6 protein-coding genes and 1 pseudogene are annotated in these 20,518 nt (G+C 70.2%); 3 read left to right on the top strand and 4 right to left on the bottom strand.

Translation table 11 applies throughout. The features are described 5' to 3' along the window. Nucleotides 1-7 precede the first annotated feature (7 nt). Entirely contained in the window at nucleotides 8-877 is an 870-nt protein-coding gene (locus ACFY36_RS10140) for an ABC transporter ATP-binding protein (RefSeq protein WP_499745579.1), read from the bottom strand. A gap of 231 nt (nucleotides 878-1,108) precedes the next feature. Between ACFY36_RS10140 and ACFY36_RS10145 the strand changes: the two genes are divergently transcribed. Then, complete coding sequence (locus tag ACFY36_RS10145) at nucleotides 1,109-2,233, top strand: Fic family protein (protein ID WP_499745580.1); 1,125 nt, start codon at nucleotides 1,109-1,111, stop codon at nucleotides 2,231-2,233. Nucleotides 2,234-2,251: 18 nt separating this feature from the next. Here ACFY36_RS10145 and ACFY36_RS10150 read toward each other — a convergent pair whose 3' ends face one another. From ACFY36_RS10150 to ACFY36_RS10160, 3 genes are all read right to left on the bottom strand, one after another. Further along, nucleotides 2,252-4,192, bottom strand: a complete 1,941-nt coding sequence (locus tag ACFY36_RS10150) for a WD40 repeat domain-containing protein (RefSeq protein ID WP_499745581.1) — start codon at nucleotides 4,190-4,192, stop codon at nucleotides 2,252-2,254. A gap of 52 nt (nucleotides 4,193-4,244) precedes the next feature. Then, entirely contained in the window at nucleotides 4,245-10,826 is a 6,582-nt protein-coding gene (locus tag ACFY36_RS10155; RefSeq protein WP_499745582.1) for an RHS repeat domain-containing protein, read from the bottom strand. 330 nt (nucleotides 10,827-11,156) lie between these two features. After that, nucleotides 11,157-18,035: a non-ribosomal peptide synthetase/MFS transporter gene (locus ACFY36_RS10160; protein WP_499745583.1), complete on the bottom strand. Its 6,879-nt coding sequence runs from the start codon at nucleotides 18,033-18,035 to the stop codon at nucleotides 11,157-11,159. Between the two features lie 225 nt (nucleotides 18,036-18,260). Here ACFY36_RS10160 and ACFY36_RS10165 point away from each other — a divergent pair. Beyond that, nucleotides 18,261-19,202 (top strand): annotated as a pseudogene (locus tag ACFY36_RS10165) (pyridoxal-phosphate dependent enzyme); the annotation flags it as partial. A gap of 61 nt (nucleotides 19,203-19,263) precedes the next feature. Continuing rightward, complete coding sequence (locus tag ACFY36_RS10170; RefSeq protein WP_499745584.1) at nucleotides 19,264-20,514, top strand: diaminopimelate decarboxylase family protein; 1,251 nt, start codon at nucleotides 19,264-19,266, stop codon at nucleotides 20,512-20,514. Nucleotides 20,515-20,518: the final 4 nt, after the last annotated feature.

A 20,518-nucleotide genomic window follows, 5' to 3' on the forward strand; every position in this document is an offset into this window, starting at 1 on the left:
GGCGCGCTCACGCGTCGGGCCGGATCGTGACGTGGTCCGGTTCCAGGGCCAGGCGGACCCGGCGGGTGAGCGCCAGCGCCTCCCGATAATCCCGCGGCACCTGAATGCGCCCGGCGCGGTCCATCACGGCGTACTCCTCGGCGATCACATGGGTGCCGCCGTCGGCGGCGGTGGCCGTACGGCGCAGCACCTCGCTGCTGGTCCGCCCGTCGCGGATGGCCACAGTCCGCTCGACCTGCCCGCTGACGGCGGCGTCGTGGGTCACGACGACGACGGTGACGCCGAGCTCCCGGTTGGCGTCGCGCAGAGCCCCGAAGACCTCGGCCGACGTGGCGGTGTCGAGCTCACCGGTCGGCTCGTCGGCGAACAGCACCCGGGGCTCGTTGGCCAGCGCGGCCGCGATGGCGACCCGCTGCTGCTGCCCACCGGACAGCTGCCCCGGCCGCCGCCCGGCACAGTCGGCGATGCCGAGCATCCCGAGCAGGCCGGCGGCCCGCTTGCGGCGCACGGCCTTCGGCGTACGGGCGGCGGTCATGGGAAGGTCGACCATCTGCTCGGCCGTCAGATAGGGCACGAGGTTGCTGGCCGTCTGCTGCCGCACGAAGCCCACGGTGTGCCGCCGATAACGCACCCGATCGGCCCGCGTCATGGAGAGCAGATCCCACTCCCCCACACGGGCGCTGCCCGCGGTGGGCGCGTCGATCCCGGCCAGGATCGACAGAAGCGTCGACTTGCCCGACCCCGAGGCCCCGACCACCGCGATCATCTCGCCGCTGTTCACCGCGAGATCGAGCCCTTGAAGCGCCTGCACCTCGATGGGCCCGCTCTGATAGATGCGAACCAGACTCTCGCACACGATCAGCTCATCGGCTGACAACGTTGTCGGCACCCCTCAGCCGCCTTCCCTGTGAATCACGAGCGCACGTTACCCCCGCCCGTCCACCGCCGGTACCGGAGGCTGCGAAACCCCCTACCACCAGCCCGAACGTCGCCCATTTACGTGCTCGGGAAACGACTGGCGAAGCCCTGGCGACGCTCAACTAGTCGACAGATTGTCGAATCATCTGTTCAAGTTGACAGATTATCTGTCAATTGTCACGCTGGGTTCATGCTCTTCCGCCCGCCCTCTCTTGACGAGAGCGACCACCGCGTCATTCAGGAGATCAACGAGTTCCGCCATCAGCTTCGTATTCACCTGCACGAACCGCGGCGGTGGAAGGGGCAGCTGAGGCGCAATCTGAAAGCCCGGGCGGTGCGGGGGTCGAACAGCATCGAGGGCTACGACGTAAGCCTCGACGACGCCTTGGCGATCATGGCGGACGAGGAACCACTGGACGCGGACCGGCGCACCTCCTTGGAGATCGTCGGATATCGCAACGCGCTGACGTACGTCCAGCAGCTGGCCGACGATGCCGACTTCCGCCTCGACGAGTCCCTGATCCGCAGCCTCCACTTCATGATGCTGGGCCACGACCTGACGAAAGGGCCGGGCCGTTACCGTCCCGGGCAGATCTTCGTGCACGACGAGGAGAACAACCGGAAGGTCTACGAGGGGCCCGAGCCGGAGACCGTGGCCACCCTGATGCAGGAGCTCGTGACCTCCTTGAAGAACGGCGCCGGCGACTGCCCCGTCTTCGTCCGAGCCGCGATGGCCCACCTCAACCTCGTCATGATCCATCCTTTCCGCGACGGCAACGGTCGGATGGCACGAGCTCTCCAGACCCTGGTACTGGCGCGCGAAAGGATTCTCGCCCCGGAGTTCAGCAGCATCGAGGAGTGGCTCGGCCGCAACACTCAGGGCTACTACGCGGTGCTGGCCGACGTCGGCGCCGGATCGTGGCAACCGGAGCGTGACGCGACGAGCTGGGTCCGCTTCAATCTGGTCGCCCACCACATGCAGGCCCAGACGGTTCTGCGGCGCGTGGACGATGTGAGCAAGACGTGGCTCGAGCTCGAAGGCGTCATCAGGCACCACCGTCTGCCCGAGCGGGCCCTGTTCGCGCTCTACATGGCCTCCCTCGGCCTCAAGGTGCGCCGTACCGTGTACGAGAAGGATGCGGAGATCGAGGTCGGCACGGCGAACCGGGACCTCCGCCTGATGGTGAGCGCCGGCCTTCTGAAACCGCAAGGCGAGACGAAGGGCCGCTACTACGTCGGTACGCCGGAGCTACGGGACATCCGCCAACGGGTGATCGGCGAGCGGCCACAGCTCCGGAACCCCTATGAGGGATAGCTGTCGTCCCGCGGGTCGCTATGTCGACGGCGGGAACGGGGTGATGGTCAGGCTGCCGTCCTGGTGGCCCACCGCGAGGGCGGACCGGCCGCCCGGAAGCGGCACGATGGTGGCCGACTGCGCCTGCTCGATGTCGCCGAGGTGCCGGCCGGTCAGAACGTCCCAGCACCGCACCGTGTCCTCGTGGCTCGTGGCGACGACCCGCTCGGGGACAGCACCGCCGAGGTCGAGACCGGTCACCGGGGTCTCGCCGGAGGAGAGCGGCTCGCCGATCGTCTCGCCGGTGAGCGCGTCCCAGCGGAAGACCCCACCGGCGTCGTCCACCGCGACCAGCGCCGCACGGCCGCCCGACAGCGACCCGAAGGCGAGCCGTACGGCGAACCACCGGCCCACCGGCAGGGGCGAGCCGATCCGCCCGCCGGTGGTCACGTCGTAGCGCACGACCTTCCGGTCCTCGCCGCCCGCGGCGAGCATCACGGTCCCGTCCGCGAGTGTTGTCACGGCGACGGCCAGGATCGGGGACGCCGAAGCGGGAAGCGGCGGCTGGAGCGCCTCGCCGGTCTCCGCGTCGAGCAGATGGACGTGACCGTCGGCCGCGCCCGCGGCGAAGAACCCCCGCCCGTCCGGCAGGGTCCCGGCCGCGACGTCCCAGACGGTCTCCTCGGCCGGGTCCACCGCCGGGTCGCCGCCGCGCAGGGCGTCGAAGCGCAGGGCGTCGAAGCGCAGGATGCCGTCCTCGACCCCGCTGGCCACCATGAGCCGCCCGTCCGGCGACCACACCGCGGCCAGGCCGTTTCCGGCCGGCACCGAGACGGACGGGTCACCCACCCGCTCGCCGGTGACCGCGTTCCAGCACCGGATCCCGTCGCGGCCCGAGGACACCAGGATCGCCGGGCGCTCGTTGTCGCGCCCGCCCAGCACCGCGGTCAGCTGGTGCACCCCGGAGGGATGACCGGCGAGATCGTCACCGACCGGCTCACCCGACGCGTCCCAGCGGCGCAACCGGCCCCGCTCCTCGCCGGTGACGCATAGCGGGCCCCGGGCGGACGGCACGATCGCGAGCGCCGTCACCGGCCGGGTCGTCACCGGCAGGGCCTCGGCGACCGGCTCCGGCCGGGACAGGTCCCACCGCCACGGCGTGCCGCTCTGGTCCACCGAGAAGAGGATCCGCCCGTCCGGGGTCGTGGCCAATCCGCCCTGGTTCAATCCGCTCGATCGATGCGGCAGCGTACGGACCGCCTCACCGGTGCTCACGTCCCAGAAGTGGATCGGGCCCTCGAACTCCTGACCGATCACCAGATCGCGTCCGTCCGGCGCGGTCGTCCAGCCCAGGGCGGTCACCGGCCGGCCGTGCCCGGCCAGCGGGGAGCCCACCGGTTCCCCGGTCATGGCGTCCCCGAGCTGGAGCACACCACCCTCACCGCTGGCCGCCACCAGAACGCGGCCGTCGCGCAGGCGGCGCACGCCGATCGCCAGCAGCTTCCCCGTGGAAGCGGTCCACTGCCGGCCGACCGGCCCACCGGTCGACGCGTCCCACCGGGACACCACGCCGCCGGACGACCCCGCGACGATCAGGGCGGAGCCCTCCTCGGCCAGCATCGCCACCGGGCCGAGGCCACCTATCGGCAGCCACTCGGACCCGGGTGCGCGCAGCCGCTCTCCGACCTCATCGCCGGACTCGAAATCGAATCGGCGTACGCCGCTGTTGTCGGCCCAGACCACGAGCCCGGATCCGACGGCGCCGGCCAGGCCGAGGAAGCCGGCGCGGCTCTTCGACGCCACGCGGAGACCCCGGGCGACGCCGGTGTCCGCGTCCCAGGAGCGGATCATGCCGTCACCGCCCGCGCTGAGCACGACCCCGCGGCCGTCCGCCGCCCGGCCGCCGCCGACAGCCTGGACCGGCGCCTGGTGCGCGATCCGCACCCGCAGGCTTCGATCCGAAGAATCAACGCCGAACATCTGTACCTCCGAAGCCCCTTGGACGCCGAAACGGTAGCGCACAGCACCGAGCTCAGCGCCTGCCTCCGCCGCCGCCCCGCGCCCCTCGGATGGAGAGCCGCACGGCGCTCTTGTTGAAGTTGCCGTCGTCGCTGTGCTCGATCGCCGACAGGGGCATCGACAAGAAGTGGATCATGTTGTGCAGCGCGTTCGGGGTGGCGGACGAGGCCAGGGATTGGCGCATCACCTGGTATTGGCCATAGGTGAAGGCCTGGCCCCCGAAGTAGCCCAACCCGCCCTGTTCCAGCGACACCCCGTTCCCCAGGAACGAACTCAGGTCGGCCGCGCACTCGCCGGCGCACATCCGGTTCGACACGAGCGCGGTCGTCGCGTCGCCCATCACGCCACCGAGCAACTCCTTCTGCTCGTTCCCGCCCGCATTGCGTAAGCCCGCGGCCGCCGCCTCGGCGTGCCCCTCGCCCTTGCTGCCGCTGCCGGGCTCCGCTTGCAGCAATGGGACGTGCCACTCGTCGAACTTCGCGATCATCTGCTTGCTGACCGCCTTGCCGCTGTTCACGAAGGCGACGGTGCGCGGGACGACGACGGTGTCGCCACCGTCGCTCCGCATCACGACGTTGACCTGAGCGATGATCAGCGTCATGCCGCGGTACTCCCCGGGGTGCTCCTGAAGCCACTCGTCGAGCAGGATGAGGGTGCCCCGGAGGTGCTCGTCGGTCAGCTCGGTGATCTGCTTCTGGGTCAGCTCGGGGCCGGGGGCGGCCAGCTTCACCTTGGTCAGGACCTTGTACTGCTTCTTCTTCTTGGTCGGGGTGCTGCTGTTGCCGGAATCGGGGTTACAGGCGTTGTCCGACTGACAACCGCCCGGCTCGTCCTCGTAGTCGTCCGGTGTCTCGTATCCGTGGCAACTGCCGCCGTTGTTCGGCGCGCAGCCCGGCCGGCCGGGGTCGACCCGCCCGAGCCCTGACGGATCCTCGCCGGACACGGGGTTGTCACCGGCGTAGGTATATCCGCCGAGCTGCCCGGCGTCGGTGATCTGCAGGAGCGGATCGGCGCTGATGAAGCGGCCCAGTTCCGGGTCGTACTTGCGCGCGCCGACGTCGGTGTACCCGGTACCCGTGGCCTCGGGCGCGCCCAGATAGCCCCTCGTCAGATCGGGCCACTGCGCGGTGTTGCCACTGGCGCGCCGCTCACCGTACGGCTTGTACTGCTGACGGGACACCTCCTGCGTCGTGGTGTCCATCGCCAGCGTCGCGGTGCCGTGGGGGTCGCTGAACAGGTACGCGGTGCCCCCGCCGGGCAGCGTGGAGCGAACCGCGACGGCGTCGCCGGCACCGCCGTGGGCGTAGTTGCGCGCCGCGCCGAGCGACACCGCCGGGGACACCGACGTGTCGATCACGACCTGGGTGTCGCCGGCGAACAGCGTGGTCCGGCCCGGATCGCGTCGGATCAGCTGATTCCCGTCCGCGTCATAGACGTACTTGGTGGTGCCGGCCGCCGCACCGGTGATGGCGACCTCGGCCAGAAGGCCTTCGTCGTCCCATTTGAGCGTCTGCTTCTCCCCGCTGGCGGCGGTCCTGGTGAGCAGGTTGCCCGCGGTGTCGTAGACGAAGGCCGTCGGGTCCGCGCCGCCCGACGTGGCGGTCAGCGTGTGGGGTTGCGCCCCGGTGCGGTTGCAGCCGGTCTTGCATCCGTTGGTGTACGAGGTCGTGACGTCCGGCACGTCGGAGGTCGAGTGGTCGACGACCTGGGTGCGATTGCCGATGGCGTCATAGCCGAAGCTCTGCCAGTAGGCGCCGGTGCCACGTGAGACGGTCGCGGCGCCGGGGCCCGTTCCTTCCGCCGGGCAGTTCCCCGCCGCCGTCCAGGCCTCGCTCAACCGCCCCTGCGTGTCGTACCGGTAGCACTGGGCGTCGACGAGCACGTTCCCGTTCTCCGACTGCTTGTTCACGGTGGAGAGCGGGTTGCCGGCGTCGTCGTAGGTGTAGGACGTCTCGTCGACCACAGGGCCGATGCCCTGGACGCGCGACACGGTACGCCCGGTCAGCCGCAGGGTGTGCGGGTCGTAGTCGTAGACGGCCTCGGCCTGGTTGCTGGAGGATCCCATGGTGATCCGGGACGGCAGGCCGAAGTCGGTGTAGACCGTGCCGGAGACGTACTCCCCGATGCCCGACGTCTTGGTGGGCGCCCCGAGCACGTTGTGGCTGTAGCTGATGGTCTCGGCGGGCAGACCGCCCACATCCGGGTCGGTCTGCTGAGCGAGCATCTCGGTGTTCGGCGTGTAGGCGTAGGTCGTGGTGTACGAGACGGGGAGTGGCCGCTCCTCGGTCGGCAACGTGATGGTCCGGCCCAGGACGTTACCGAGGGCCGAGTAGCCGGTGACCGCGGTGGTGTAGCCACCGACCACGCCGGAGACCTTCCGGGTGGACGAGGTGAGTTTGCCGATTCGCACGGTGTCGTAGGCCCACGAGGCGTACTCGAAGTCGCTCTTGCTCTTGTCGGTCGCGGCCAGACGGCGGCCGAGCAGGTCGTACGTGAAGTTCAGCTCGATGCCACGAGCGTCCTTGGTCGCCGTGACGTTGCCGGCGTCGTCGTATGTGGTCAGGCTCATGCCGGCATCAGGGTCGAGGCGGGACGTCAGCCGGCCGAGCAGGTTGTACGTGAAGGTCCACACCGACTCGTCCGGCCCGATGATCTTGGACTGCTTGCCGGCCGTGTTGTAGAAGTACCTGGTCGCCTTGCCGGCGCCCCCGGTGGAGGTGAAGCCCGCGGTGAGGCTGCCGGTCAGTGTCGGCGCGGTGGTGTACTGCTGGAGTTCCGTCAGCAGTCCCCGGGCATCGATCGTCTTGGAGGTGGCCACACCTCCGGCCGGCGGAATGGTCGTCGTCCGGTCTCCGGTGTACGCGTTACGGGTCCGCCACGTCGCGACGCCTTTGTGCTCCTCGGTCGTCTGGGTCACCCGGCCCATGGCGTCGTGGTCGATGGTTGTGGTGGACGGCAGGGACACCTGTGACACCTGTGCCGAGACGAGCGCGTCGGAGGGACTGCCGGACACGGCATATCCATTGTTGGTGAGGACCGTCCAGCCGTGTGAGTCGTACTGGACGTCCGAGACCAGCACGCTGCCGTTCTCAGCGGTCTCCTGAGTCTCCATCGTGCGGAGCATCGCGTCGTGCAGGACCTTGGTCGTCGCGTAGGCGACCGGCGCCTTCACATCGTCGTTGTCGAGCAGCCGCTCGGTGGTCACCACTGTCGGCGCCGAGGTGGACAGCTTGTAGCTGTAGCGGAAGTTCGCGGGTGCGCCGGCGGCCTTGCTCTTGTTGGGCAGCCACACCGCGACGAGCCGCCCGAGCCCGTCGTAGAGCAGGGAGGTCAGGGTGTCGTCGACGTCGGTCCGGGCCACTGGGAGCTGCCGCCCCGCGTCGAGCACCTCGGCGACGACGTGGCAGTTCCTGTTCGAGGTGGTCACCGACGAGCAGTCGGCGCCCGGCGTCACCTGGGTGGCCGTCGTGACGTTCGACGGCAGGGCTCCGGAGGCCGGGGACCGGTTGATGACGACGGTCTGGGCCAGGCTCGTGGTCCCGTCCGCCGCTTTCGAGACAGGCGTACGGGTCGAGGCCTTGACCCGGCCGTAGCTGTCATAGGTCGTCGCGGTGACGGTGAGGAATGCGGTCGGCGTCGCCCCGCTGGCGGCGGAGGCGTTCTGGACGATCGTCGGGTTGCCCCTCGACGGCCGGGCCGGGCCGGCCTGGCCGTCGCCGTCGAAGGCGAAGGGGTTGCCGTCGAACGACGTCCGCACGTCCGAGATCAGCGTGCCGGACGGAGTGGCGCCGGCGGCCGTGCAGTCCTGGTTCGTGGTCACGAGCTCGGCGGCGACCACCAGGTTCGAGACGCCGGAGAGGTAGCGGGTGAAGGTACACGTGGGCACGTTCCCGTCGGCGCCCGTCTCTCCGCGATCGACGGACTGCACCGGAAAGCCCGTAGTGGCCTGGCCGAGTGAGGTGTTGTAGAACGTGGACGTCTCCGTCCGGCGCCACCCGTACGAGACCTTCTGCCGCGTGAGAGTCCTGGCGGTCCGGACCATCTGCGCGTTCAGCGCCGGCAGACCGGTGCGCGCTCGCGTGGCGGTCGGGCCGATCAGTGTCGGAACCGTGATGGTCATCTTGTCGATCGAGCCACCCGATCCCGTATAGACATCGGACTCGAACAGCTGACCGGCGAAGGCGTTCCGGTCGGGGACGGTGACGCTTCCGTCCTGACTGACCAGCGCCGGCCCGTCCATACCGAGGAAGTAGTAGTTCTTCGTCAGCGTCTTCTGGTCGTACACCTGGTTCTGGTCGGTGTAGTGGAACACCGACGTGTTGCCGGTGGTCACGTGCACCTCGGGATAGCCGCGGAATTGGCCCCAGGTCCGGTTCTCCTCTTTCACCACCTCGTTGTCGTCGTAGTGCCAGCCCGGGTCGCCCTTGTAGGCGTACTCGGTGATGGTCTTGGGCTGACTGCCGTCCTGGTAGTGGTTGTAGTTGTCGATGGTCTCGACCGACGTGACCGGGTGCGTGTAGAACCAGTCGATCAGCGGGCGCGGCTGAGCCTCGGGCGTCCAGTAGACCGGGAAACAGCCGGTCTTGTTCGAGGCCGCGTACGCCTGCGCCGCCGTGTCCTTGTCGTCGTTCAGGTCGCTGGCCGGCACCCCGGCACAGTTCGGCGTGCTGTACGTGACGATGGTTTCCGCGCCGGTCTCCGACACGATGCTGCCGACCCGGTTGTGGTACATCAAAGGCAGGCTGGGCAGCGTTCCGACCCGGTTGGCGAGCTGCCGGGGATAGAAGGTGACCGCCGGGATGGACGCGTCCACGGTGGCTCCGCCGAGGCGGTCGACGCCGGTGTGCTTGATCGACTCCAGCCAGAGCGCGGGCGCGTGGTCGCCTCCGGTCGGGAAGGTCTGGGTCAGGTCGTAGCGGTCGATCTGTTTCACGGCGCCATCGACTCGAACCTGCGTGACGATCGAGGTCAGGCGGCGGCGCGACCAGAAACTCGGTCCGTGCGTGGTGCAGTTGGTCGCGGCCTTCGCGCAGTTGAGGTCCACCGGCGTGTCCGGCCAGTACTCGGGGTGGTCGAGCGTGAACTGGCCGCTGGCACAGTTGTTGCCGGCGGGCTGGCCGACGAGGCACCTTTCATCGGTCTCGAACACGATCTGCTCGGGCGCCGCCGGCGTGTAGACAGTCGATGCCGTCATGCCGTAGTCGATCCGCTCCAGGGTTCCGCCCCGCGTGTACGGCACCGCGTCGTTCTTCATGTTGGCGCCGTAGTAGCCGGTCTCCTGGGCGTAGTAGTACGCCATGGCGTTGCCGTTCAGATCCACGACGTAGTCGAGGTTGAACCGATATCCCAGGGTGCACGCGGTGGCCGCGAACGAGCCGTCCGGGCAGTCCGGCACCGCCGCGTGAGCCCGGTACACCGGGAGTGCCCAAGCCGACTCCGTCTCCTTCGCTCCCGTGGTCCAGCCCGGCAGCCGGTTGAGCCCGAAGTAGTACTGCGTGCCGTTCTCGGTGACTTTGAAGTACTCGCCGTTCCTGGTGCCGTTCGAGGCGCCGGTCAGGTTCTCGATCTTGGTGGTCGAGTTGTCGGCAACCGGCCGGAAGGTCTTGGTCTTGTCGTCGTAGACGATCTGCGTCGACTGCCCGTTCAGTGAGAGCGTCAGCACCTGGCCGGCCCAGCACAGGTCTCCACCGTGCTCCGGCGCTCCCGACCCGCTCATGTCGGTGCAGCGACGGTAGGTCCGCTCGATGAAACTCTCTCCCGAGGACCACCCGTCACCGATCCAGGACGACTGGTCGTTCGTCGCCTCTGTCCGAGCGTCCTGGGAGGCCGAGTTGTACGAAAGGCTCACCGCGGGTCCGGTGCCACCGACGGGAGGCGGAACGGAGATGGGATAGCTGTAGGCGAACGCCCCGGTGTTTCCGCCCACGGCCCACGAACCGGCCGGTGACAGGCTGGTGGCCGTGTAGTCGCCGGACGGACCGCTCGCGTCCGCGTCCGCGGCGAGGACCACGGCGCTCGCCCGTGCCCCGGCGACAGCAACCGTCGCCGACAGGGGCTCGCCCACCTCAGCCGCCAACGGGGTCTGCGTCTGGCACTCGACAAGATCGGGCGTCGTCAGCGCGCAGCTGGGAAGCCGCACGAGGCGCAGTCGCGACGCGTATGCGCCGCCGTACGCGTTGCGGAACGCCGACGGGTCGACTTCCACACGCACGCGGCCGGATCCCTCCACCCCGCGCACCGTGAACATGACGCCGTGCACGCCCGCTCGCCGAGCCTTCGCCTGGTCGACGGTGGTGACGCCGACCCGGTCCGGCGAGCCGCCCGGCGCCGCCCGGCCGATCGACACCGGAGAGGCGCCCGCCCGCACCTCGCCCTTTCCGGAGGCGGGCAGACTCACCGTCGCGTCCCCGCCGGCGGGGAGGATCGCGTTCTCGCCGACGGCGAACTTGGCGTACGTCTTCTCGGGCACCTGGCGCCGCTCGCCCTTGACCGCGCCGAGCTCGACCCGCTCCATCGGCCGGGGCTCCGGGAACGTGACGTCCCTCGGGCCGGCGACGGCGGCGCCCGGCGTAAGACCGATCAGGGCGGGCCCCATCGCCGCGACCAGGAACAAAATGGCGACCCGGCGCCATCGCGCCAGAAGTCTTGCACCCCAAGGGTTTCCGGACACCATGATGCAGCCGCCTCCCGTACGCGCATCGACGCCGGCGATCTTGAGGCCGGCGCCGACAGCGTACGGGGATCATCACGTGCAGTGACAGGAGTGGATGAATTTAGTCACATGCCATCGATGGGCGGTGATCGCTGACGTGGACCGATCACTGTCCGAAGTGTAGGGAGCGGATGACATGGACGGCTTCTCTGACTAGCCTTCGGCCGGGACGATGTCGTTGTCAGGGTTCAGGATGATGCCGTACGACCTCGTTCAGGCGCCCGACCTTTCGAGGAGCTCGTCGGCCTGGCGTTGCAAGGTATCGCGATCGCCGACCTCGGCCGGGGGCAGGGCGTCGGGCAGTGTGTCCTCGACGAAGTGGACGCGCCGGTCGTACCAGCCCCGTACGCACCACGCGATCTGGAGCAGGCCGCTGACGAAGACCAGCAGGGCCAGGCTGCGGCCCTCGCCCGTGCCGAAGACGGAGCCGACGTTTCCGGCGAGCGCGCCGCCCGGGGCGAGCAGCGGCTCGACGTAGCGCTCGGCCAGCGGGCCGACGATGAGGTAGCCGACCGGCATCGTCAGCATCATCAGCGTCAGGAAGACCGCCAGGACACGGCCCTGGAGGTCGAAGCCGACCTTGTTCTGCACCACCGCGATCCAGTGCGACTCGGCCAGCACCTCGCCGAACGTCAGCAGGAACATGCCCACGACCGCCGTGGCGACGCCGCTTCCGGCGCCGATGACCGTCATGCCCAGGCTGGACACGCCCATGAAGACGATCATGCCGCTGGCCCGGCGGGCGGTGCCGCCCCATAGGGTCATGGCCAGCGCGCCGGCCAGGCCGCCGATGCCGCCCGCGCTGAGCACGGCGCCCAGGGCCAGCGGCGAGTGCTCGATGAGCAGCAGCGGGGTGATGACGGCGAAGCCGAGCGTGTAGAGGACGTGGTCGACGACGAAGTAGCGCAGGACCGCGCGCAGGCCGGGACGGCGGCTGAGATAGCGCCAGCCGGCCGCCATCTCCGTACGGAAGGGCTCCTCCCGCCGCCGCCACAGGCGATCGGGGAAACGCACCCAGAGCAGGGTGAGCACGCCGGTGAGGAACGAGGCGACGTCGATCAGCAGAACGCCGGTCAGACCGACCACGCCGAACAGCGCCGCGCCGATCATCGGGGCGAACGTGGTGCCGGCCGCGACGCCGAGCTGCGTGATGCCGACGGCGTGGCCCAGATAGCGCTTGGGGACCAGTTGCGCGACGGCGGCCAGGTAGGCCGGGCGCTGGAAGGCCCCGGCCAGGGACGTGACGGAGACGGCCAGGTAGAGGTGCCATTCGTGGACGGTGCCGGCGACCATGACGGCCACGACCGCGGCCATGGCCAGGGCCGCGGCGAGGTCACTGGCCAGCATCACGCGGCGGCGGTCCCACCGATCGGCCACGGCGCCGGCCAGCGGTCCGGCCAGGATGCCGGGGAGCAGGCCGATCGCGCTCAGCACGGCGAACTGGGTCAGCGAGCCGGTCCGCTGGTAGACCCAGATGCTCAGGACGAGCGAGCTGAGACCGCTGCCGACCAGCGACACGAACTGCCCGAGCGCGACCACCCCGAACCGCTTCACGCTCGGTTCGGTGGCCTTCGTCCGCGGCGGCCGCTCCTTTACCCGCGTCTCACCGATGCTGGTGAGGACGGCGGCCAGTTCCTCGGCGTGCGACTTGATGAAGAAGTGGCCGGCGTTGGGCAGCACCCTGAGGTCCACATCGGACGCGAAGTGCTCCCATTCCCGGTACCGCTCCTGGTAATGGTCGGTGACCCGGTCCCGCTCGCCGATGACGGCGACCACCGGGGCCGTCAGGGGCGGTGCGGGCGTGCCCCGGTAGGCCGCCGTGAAGTACTCCTCGGCGTCCCGCTCGTCGTGCTTGACGTTGCGGACCACGAAGGCCTGCTCGGCCGGGTCGTCGACGTCGGTGAAGCCGCCGCGCCCGCGCAGATATTCGATGTACTCCCGCTTCGACCCCATCCGCTGCAACCGGGTGAACCAGTCGAGGACCGGGCCGGTCAGCCGGGCCGTGGGCAGTCCCGCGCCGAGGCCGACGCCGGCCAGGTCGAGCCCGGCCGCCTCGGCCTGCCGGGCGATCTCGACGGTGATGGCGACGCTGAGGCAGTGGCCGTAGAGCACGAGCGGCCCGCTCAGGTTCTTCATCTCGGCCACCACCCGCTCGGCCACCCGCGCCGCCGGTTCGAGCGGCTCGAACGGCCGGTTGCGGTCGTGGCCGGGCAGTTCGACCGCGTGCAGCGCCCAGGTCGGCGGCAGCACGTCGGCCAGGGGCTGATAGGCGATGGCGCTGCCGCCCGAATAGGGCACGGCGACCACGGTCCGGCCACCCGGGGAGGCGTCGTGGCCCGTCAGGCGGTAGAGCAGTGGGCGCCCCTCGGTGGAGACGGCGCCGTGCCGCTCGTCGAGGAGGGCGGCCAGACTCCGCACGGTCGGGTGTTGATAGAGGTCGACCAGAGCGGGCGCCGGATCGATGCGCCGCACCAGCTTGACCGCCGCGAAGGAGTCACCGCCCACGGCGAAGAAGTTGTCGTCGATGCCGAGCTCGTCCAGCCCGAGCGTCTCCCGCCAGGCCGCCGCGAGCCGCTTCTCGGTCGCCGTCCGGGGCGCGGCCGGCCGGCGGGCCGGGTCCTCGGCCGGCGCCGGCAGCTTCCCCCGGTCGGTCTTGCCGTTCGGGCTGAGCGGCAGGACGCCGAGGAAGACGATCCGCGCCGGCACCATGTGCGTGGGCAGAGCCTTGGCCAGCGCCTCCCGCACCCCTTGCTCGGTGACGCCGGTCGCCCTGTTCACCACGTAGCCGACGAGCTGGGTCAGGCCGGAGGCGCCGGGATGCACCTGCGCCGCGCACGACGCCACCCCCGGCAGCGCCCCGAGGGCCGCCTCCACCTCGCCCAGCTCCACCCGGTAGCCGTTGATTTTGACCTGGTCGTCCAGCCGGCCCAGGAAGTCGATCAGCCCGTCCCGGTGGTAGCGGGCGGCGTCGCCCGACCGGTACATGCGCGCGCCGCCGCCCGCGAACGGGTCGTCCACGAAGCGCTCGGCGGTCAGCTCGGGCCGGTCGAAGTAGCCGGTGGCCACGGCCCGGCCGCCCAGGTACAGCTCCCCCACGACACCGGCCGGCACCGGCTGGCGGTGCTCGTCGAGGACGTACACCCGGCAGTTGGGAAAGGGACGCCCGATCGGCAGCGGCGCCTCGGCCGGGAGCTGGGAGACGTCGCCCTCGAAGAAGGTGCTGTCGGCCGTCGCCTCGGTGACGCCGTAGGCGTTGACGACCCGCCCGGCGAGCGCCCGCGCCCGCCGGAACTCCCCCACGTGCCACTTCTCGCCGCCGCAGATGAGCAGCCGGACGAAGCTCAGATCGGACCCGGTGTCCTCGACGTGGTCGAGCAGCATCCGCAGGACGGCCGGCACGATCTCGGTGCACTCGACCCGCTCGGTGCGCATCAGATCGTAGAAGGCGGCCGGGTCGAGCAGCGTCTCCCGCGGGACGACCACGAGCCGCCCGCCGGTGCACAGGGCGCGGAACGTCTCGCAGACGAACATGTCGAACGAGAAGCTGGCCTGCTGCTGATAGGTCCAGTCCGGGCTGAGATCGTAGGCGCGCTGCCACATCCGTACGGCGTGTACGAGGTTGCCGTGGCTGACGACGACACCCTTGGCCCGCCCGGTCGAGCCCGAGGTGTACATGACGTACGCCGGGTCGCCGGCCGCGTTGACCAGCGGAGGATCAACGTCGGGGAATTCGTTCGTACGTCTCGGGTCCAGCACCTCGACGCCGTCGCTTCCGTCCCGCGTGACCAGAATCCGGGATCGGCTGTCGCTGAGCATGTAGCGCAGCCGGTCCTCCGGATAGGCCGGGTCGAGCGGGACGTAGGCGGCGCCCGCCTTCAGCACGCCCCACATGGCGACGAACAGCTCGATGCCCCGGTCGAGACAGATGGCCACGCGGTCGCCCGGTTCCACCCCGCGCGAGCGCAGCGCCCAGGCCAGCCGGTTGGCGCGGGCGTTGAGCTCCCGATAGTCGATGGTGTCGCCGAGGTGGGTCAGCGCCGGCGCGTCCGGGGTGGTGGCCGCGATGTGCTCGAGGAACTGCTGGACCGCGACCTCGCCGGTCAGCTCGAACGCGGTGTCGTTCCACTGCCGCAGAATCAGGTCGCGTTCGTCCTCGCCCAGCATCGGCAAGCGGGAGACGGCGGTCTCCTCGGCCCGGGCGCCCGCGCCGACCAGCGCGAGCAGATGCCGGGTGAGCGCCTCGATCCGCTCGGGATCGTAGAGCTCGGTGGCGTAGTCGACGTTCAGCGTCGCGCCCTCGCCGGACAGGTCCAGCCCGATCGTCAGATGGTCCATCGTCGTGCTGGGACCGGTGTCGCCGGCGTAGCGCAGCTCGCCCGTGTCCCCCGGCGGCGTGTTGTGCACGATGAGCACCACCGGCCCGAGACCGTTGCCCCCGTTGAGGTTTCGCCGTCCAGCCGCGGCGAGGATGTCGGGGAACGCGACGTCCTGATGCTCCAGATCGGCGGCGACCGCGTTGCCCGTACGCCTCAGCAGCTCCCCGAAGCTCCGCTCACCCTCGACCGTGCCCCGCACCGGGATCACGTTGATGGCCATGCCGATGTGGTTCTCCAGCGCGGGCCGGGTCCGCCCGGCCACGGTGGCCAGCACCGTCACGTCCTGCTTGCCGGTGTAGCGGTGCAGCAACGTCTGAAGTCCGGCCAGCAGCAACACGAACAGGCTCGACCTGTGCTCCCGCGCGAAGCCCCGCCAGGCTTCCAGCTCGCCCGGCTCGATCGGCCGCGCGAGACGGGCCGCGGTGTAGACCGGTGTCCGCGGCCGCGCCCGGTCGGCCGGCAGCTCGGCGCTCAGGTCCACCCCGTCGAGCCGTTCACGCCAATAGCCACTCTCCGCGAGCCAAGCGGGCGGCTCCGGCAGCGGGGTTCGTTCCCCGGCCGGAGTTTCACCTGCCCGCAGCGCCCGGTAGATCTCGGCCAGTTCGGCCCCGAACAACCCGGCCGACCAACCATCAAAGACAAGGTGGTGTACGACCAACAGCAGCTCCTCGCCCCGAAGAAGCACCTTCGCCAGCGGCGCCACCCCCAGGTCGAACGGCTCCGCATCGTCCTCGGCCACGGAGATGGTGACGTCGTCCTCGAAGACGAAGTGCGGGTCGTCGCCGATCGTCGTCACCCGCGCCCGCAGCATCGGGTGCCGCCGGGCCATCTCGAACAGAGCCCGCCGCAGCAGGTCGACCCGCACCGGCTCGTCGAAGCGGTAGCGGATCCCGAGCGTGTGAACGGACCGGTCGGCGCTGATCTGCTCGGCGATCCAGAACTCCCGCTGCAACGGCGTCAGCGGCAGCGGCACCGCCTCGTTCCAGACTCCCGGCTCCGCTTGCCTGGCGCCGGCCCCTTCCCCGGCGGCGGCGGTCAGCGCGGTCAGCGTGGGCGAGGCGTAAAGCTCGCGAAGCGTCAGCGCGACGCCGAACTCGCGGTGCAGCGCGCTCAGCAGCCGTACGGCGACCAGCGAATCGCCGCCAGCGGCGAAGAAGTCGTCCGCGTCACCGGGAAGCAGCCGCCGCCACAGCCCGGCCACGCCCTCCTCCACGCGCCCCGCAGCGGGCTTGCTCGTGGCGGCCAGCGCCTCGCGGTCGGTCTTACCCTGCGGCGTGCGAGGGAAAGTGTCGTGGCGGACGAACGCCGCCGGGACGAGGTGCGAGGGCAATTCGGCCAACAGCTTTTCCCGTACGACGGAAACGTCGTCCCCGGTCGTCAGAAGATGAGCCACGAGGCGGTCGCCGTCGCCCAGCACCACGGCGTCGATGACGTCCGGCTGACGGCACAGGGCGGCCTCGACCTCGCCCGGCTCCACCCGGAAGCCCCGGATCTTCAGCTGCTGGTCGAAGCGGCCCAGATACTCGAGCTGCCCGTCAGGCCCGAGCCGGACACGGTCGCCGGTGCGGAATTCGCCGTCCAGGAAGCGCTCGGCCGTGAGCTCCGGCCGGTTCAGATAGCCGGTGGCGACGAACGGGCCGCCGATGCGCAGTTCCCCTTCGTCGGCCGGGACGCCATCCGGGCCGAGCACGCGGCATCGCACGCCGTCCAGCGGGTGGCCGATCGGGACCGGGCCGTCCCCGGTCCAGGTGGTCAGATCGGCGACGGTCACGACAACCGTCGTCTCGGTCGGGCCGTAGGTGTTGAGCAGCCGCACACTGTCCCCGGCCGCGCGCTGCCATTCGCGCACCGCTGACGCCGAGACGGCCTCACCGCCGATGATGACCGTGCGGACCGTCGACGGCAGCCGCGCCTCGCCCCGGCTGAGCGCGCCGAGCACTTCGAGCCAGTACGAGGTGGGCAGGTCGACCACGGTCACGCCGAGCTCGGCGCAGCGCCGCAGGAAGAGATCGGGCCGGCTGATCATCTCGTCGTCCCGGACCACCACGGTCGCCCCGGCCGTGAGCGGCACGAAGATCTCCTCGACGCTGGCGTCAAAGCTGATCGGCGCGAAATGCAGCCACCGGTCCTGCTCGCCGACCCCGTACCGCTCCCGCGCCCCCGCACAGAAGCTCGCGAGCGCCCGCCGTGGCACCAGCACCGCCTTGGGCCGCCCGGTGGACCCCGACGTGAAAATCGCATACGCCGGCGCTTCCGCCGCCCATTCCTGCGGCAGCGCCCCCGCGCCGAAGTCGCCCACCCTGGAATCGGCGAGCGGCGACGATGGGCTGAAGGGGAACGGCAGCGTGGGTGAGGCGGCGTCGAGGACGGGCTGGCCCAGGATCAGGCGTGGGGCGGCGTCCTCGACCATGGCGGCCAGGCGGGACCTCGGGTACGACGGGTCCAGCGGTACGTAGCCGGCGCCGGCGGACAGGATGCCCAGCATGGCGATGACGGCGTCGCGGCCCCGTGGCAGGGACAAGCCGACCAGGTCGCCCTCCACCACGCCCGCCTCGCGCAGCCGCGCGGCCACGCCGGAAGCCTGGGACACCAGGCCGGCGTAGCTGAGCGAACCCGCGGCGTCGGTGAGGGCGGGCGCCCCGGGGCGGCGGCGGGCCTGGGCGGTGATGAGCGTGAGCGGGTCCGGGGTGACCGGTGGCGGGTCGACTGAAGGCATGCGCGCCACCCTCGGAAACAAAGTGGACGGCCGAGCCAACGCCGGATGAGCATATCTTTAATTCGGCTGACCTGGGACCGTTTCCGGCGACGGCCAGGATTCGCCTGCTCAGGACAAGCGTAATACCTATGGGTAATGGGCGATTCCTAATTTGATTAGTGAACACATGAGGAAGTGTCAATGGGATCGGCCGCCGCCGGGAAAAGACGTGTGACGATGCACCGCATGCGTTTTGCCTCCTCGATCGTCGAACTCATCGGAAACACGCCGCTGGTGCGGGTGCAGCGGGTCGCCGCGCACGTCGCGCCCACGGTGCTGGCCAAGGTCGAATATCTGAACCCGGGTGGGTCGGTGAAGGACCGGGTCGCGATCCGGATGATCGAGGCGGCCGAGCGGGACGGGCGGCTGCGGCCGGGCGGCACGATCGTCGAGCCGACGTCCGGCAACACCGGGGCCGGGCTGGCGCTGGCCGCGCACGGCAAGGGGTACCGCTGCGTTTTCGTCTGCCCGGACCGGGTCAGCCAGGACAAGCGGGACGTCCTGAAGGCGTACGGGGCCGAGGTTGTGATCTGCCCTTCGACCGTGCCCCGTGACCACCCCGACTCGTACCACTCGGTCAGCGACCGGCTGGTCGCCGAGATCGACGGGGCCTGGAAGCCCGACCAGTACACGAATCCGGACGGGCCGGCCAGCCACGCCGCGACGACCGGGCCCGAGATCTGGCGGGACACCGACGGGCGGGTGACCCACTTCGTCACCGGGCTGGGCACCGGCGGGACGCTCAACGGGACCGGGCGCTACCTCAAGCGGATGGGGCCCGTGCGGGTGATCGGCGCGGCGCCGGAGGGTTCCGTCTATACCGGCGGGAACGGGCAGGGCTATCTGGTCGAGGGCATCGGGCAGGACTTCTTCCCGCTCACCCACGATCCGGCGGTGCCCGACGAGATCATCGCGGTGCCGGACGACGAGACGTTCGCCATGACCCGGCGGCTCGCCCGCGACGAAGGGCTGCTGGTCGGCGGGTCGAGCGGAGCGGCCATGGTGGCCGCCCTGCGGGTGGCCGAGCGACTCGGGCCGAAGGACGTCGTGGTCGTGCTTCTGCCCGACGGCGGCCGCGGCTATCTCACCAAGGTTTTCAACGACGACTGGATGACCGTCCACGGGTTCGACGTGCCCCGGCACGCCGTCACCGCGGCCTGACCACCACCGGAGACACCGCACCATGCCGATGAGTGACGATTTCGACCGGCGCCTGCGCGCCGTGCTGCCGCAGGTGGCCGAACGGTTCGGGACGCCGTTCTACCTCTACGACGCGGCGGGCATCGACGAGACGGCCGACTCGTTCAACGAGGCCTTCGCCGGAATGGACTGCCGCGAGTATTTCGCGGTCAAGGCGCTGCCCAATCCGTCGGTTCTGAGCCGGCTGGCCGCGCACGGTTTCGGGTTCGACTGCAGTTCCCTGCCGGAGATCGAGCTCGCGCGGGGAACCACGGGCGAACTCTTCTTCACCTCCAACAACACCACCACGGCCGAGCTCCTGATGGCGCTGGAGGCCGGAGCTTTCGTCACGGTCGACGACGAGGCCGTGCTCGACAAGCTGATCGCGGCGAACGCCGTGCCGGCCTCGCTCGGCTTCCGGATCAATCCGGGGCCGCTGGCGCCCGACTTCGACAGCAAGCTCTTCGGCCATCCGCAGTCGGCGAAGTTCGGCATCCCCGTCGACCGGTTGCCCTCGGTCGTCGCCAAGGCCGCACACCATGGCGTACGGACCGTGGGCCTGCACATGATGATCGCGGCCAACTTCCGTACGCCGGAACCGACGCTCTTCGCCCTTGATCTGCTGACCGCGCAGGCGTTGCGGCTCGGCGTCGAGGTCACGCTCCTCAACGTCGGCGGCGGCATGGGCATCCCCTACCGTCCGGGCGAGGCGCCCCTCGATCTGACCGCCCTGGCCGCCGCCGTGCGGGACCGCGTGGACGCCTGGCCCGCCGGGTTCCGGCCCCGGATCTGCTTCGAGAACGGCCGCTACATGACCGGCCCGCACGGCGTGCTGGTGACCCGGGTCGTCAACCGCATGTCGAAGTACCGCGAAGTGGTCGGGGTGGACAGCACCGTCAACGCGCTGCTGCGCTCGGTCGTCTACGACGGCGTCTATCACCACGTGACCGCGCCGTTCGCCTCCGGCCCGTCCGAAACGGTCGATGTCGTCGGCTCGCTGTGCACCAACATCGACCGTTTGGCTGTCCAACGTGTACTCCCGAGTGTGGCAGAGGGCGAACTGCTGATCGTCCACGACACCGGGGCCCACGCGCACGCGATGGCGTCGGTCTACAACGGGCGGCTGCGGCCGAAAGAGCTGCTCCTGCACGCCGACGGCACGGTCGAGCTGATCCGCCGGGCCGAGACCGACGACGACTACTTCGCGACGCTGCGCTTCGCGCCGGAGACGCTGAGGCCGGCGATTCACGCCATGAGGTGACACC

Source organism: Actinoplanes sp. NPDC000266, assembly GCF_042899005.1.
Lineage (GTDB): Bacteria > Actinomycetota > Actinomycetes > Mycobacteriales > Micromonosporaceae > Actinoplanes.

Bases quoted from the DNA above. Each gene is read 5' to 3' on its own strand.
- ACFY36_RS10145 (WP_499745580.1), top strand. From the start codon at position 1,109: ATGCTCTTCCGCCCGCCCTCTCTTGACGAGAGCGACCACCGCGTCATT.
- ACFY36_RS10150 (WP_499745581.1), bottom strand. From the start codon at position 4,192: ATGTTCGGCGTTGATTCTTCGGATCGAAGCCTGCGGGTGCGGATCGCG.
- ACFY36_RS10155 (WP_499745582.1), bottom strand. From the start codon at position 10,826: ATGGGGCCCGCCCTGATCGGTCTTACGCCGGGCGCCGCCGTCGCCGGC.
- ACFY36_RS10160 (WP_499745583.1), bottom strand. From the start codon at position 18,035: ATGCCTTCAGTCGACCCGCCACCGGTCACCCCGGACCCGCTCACGCTC.
- ACFY36_RS10170 (WP_499745584.1), top strand. From the start codon at position 19,264: ATGAGTGACGATTTCGACCGGCGCCTGCGCGCCGTGCTGCCGCAGGTG.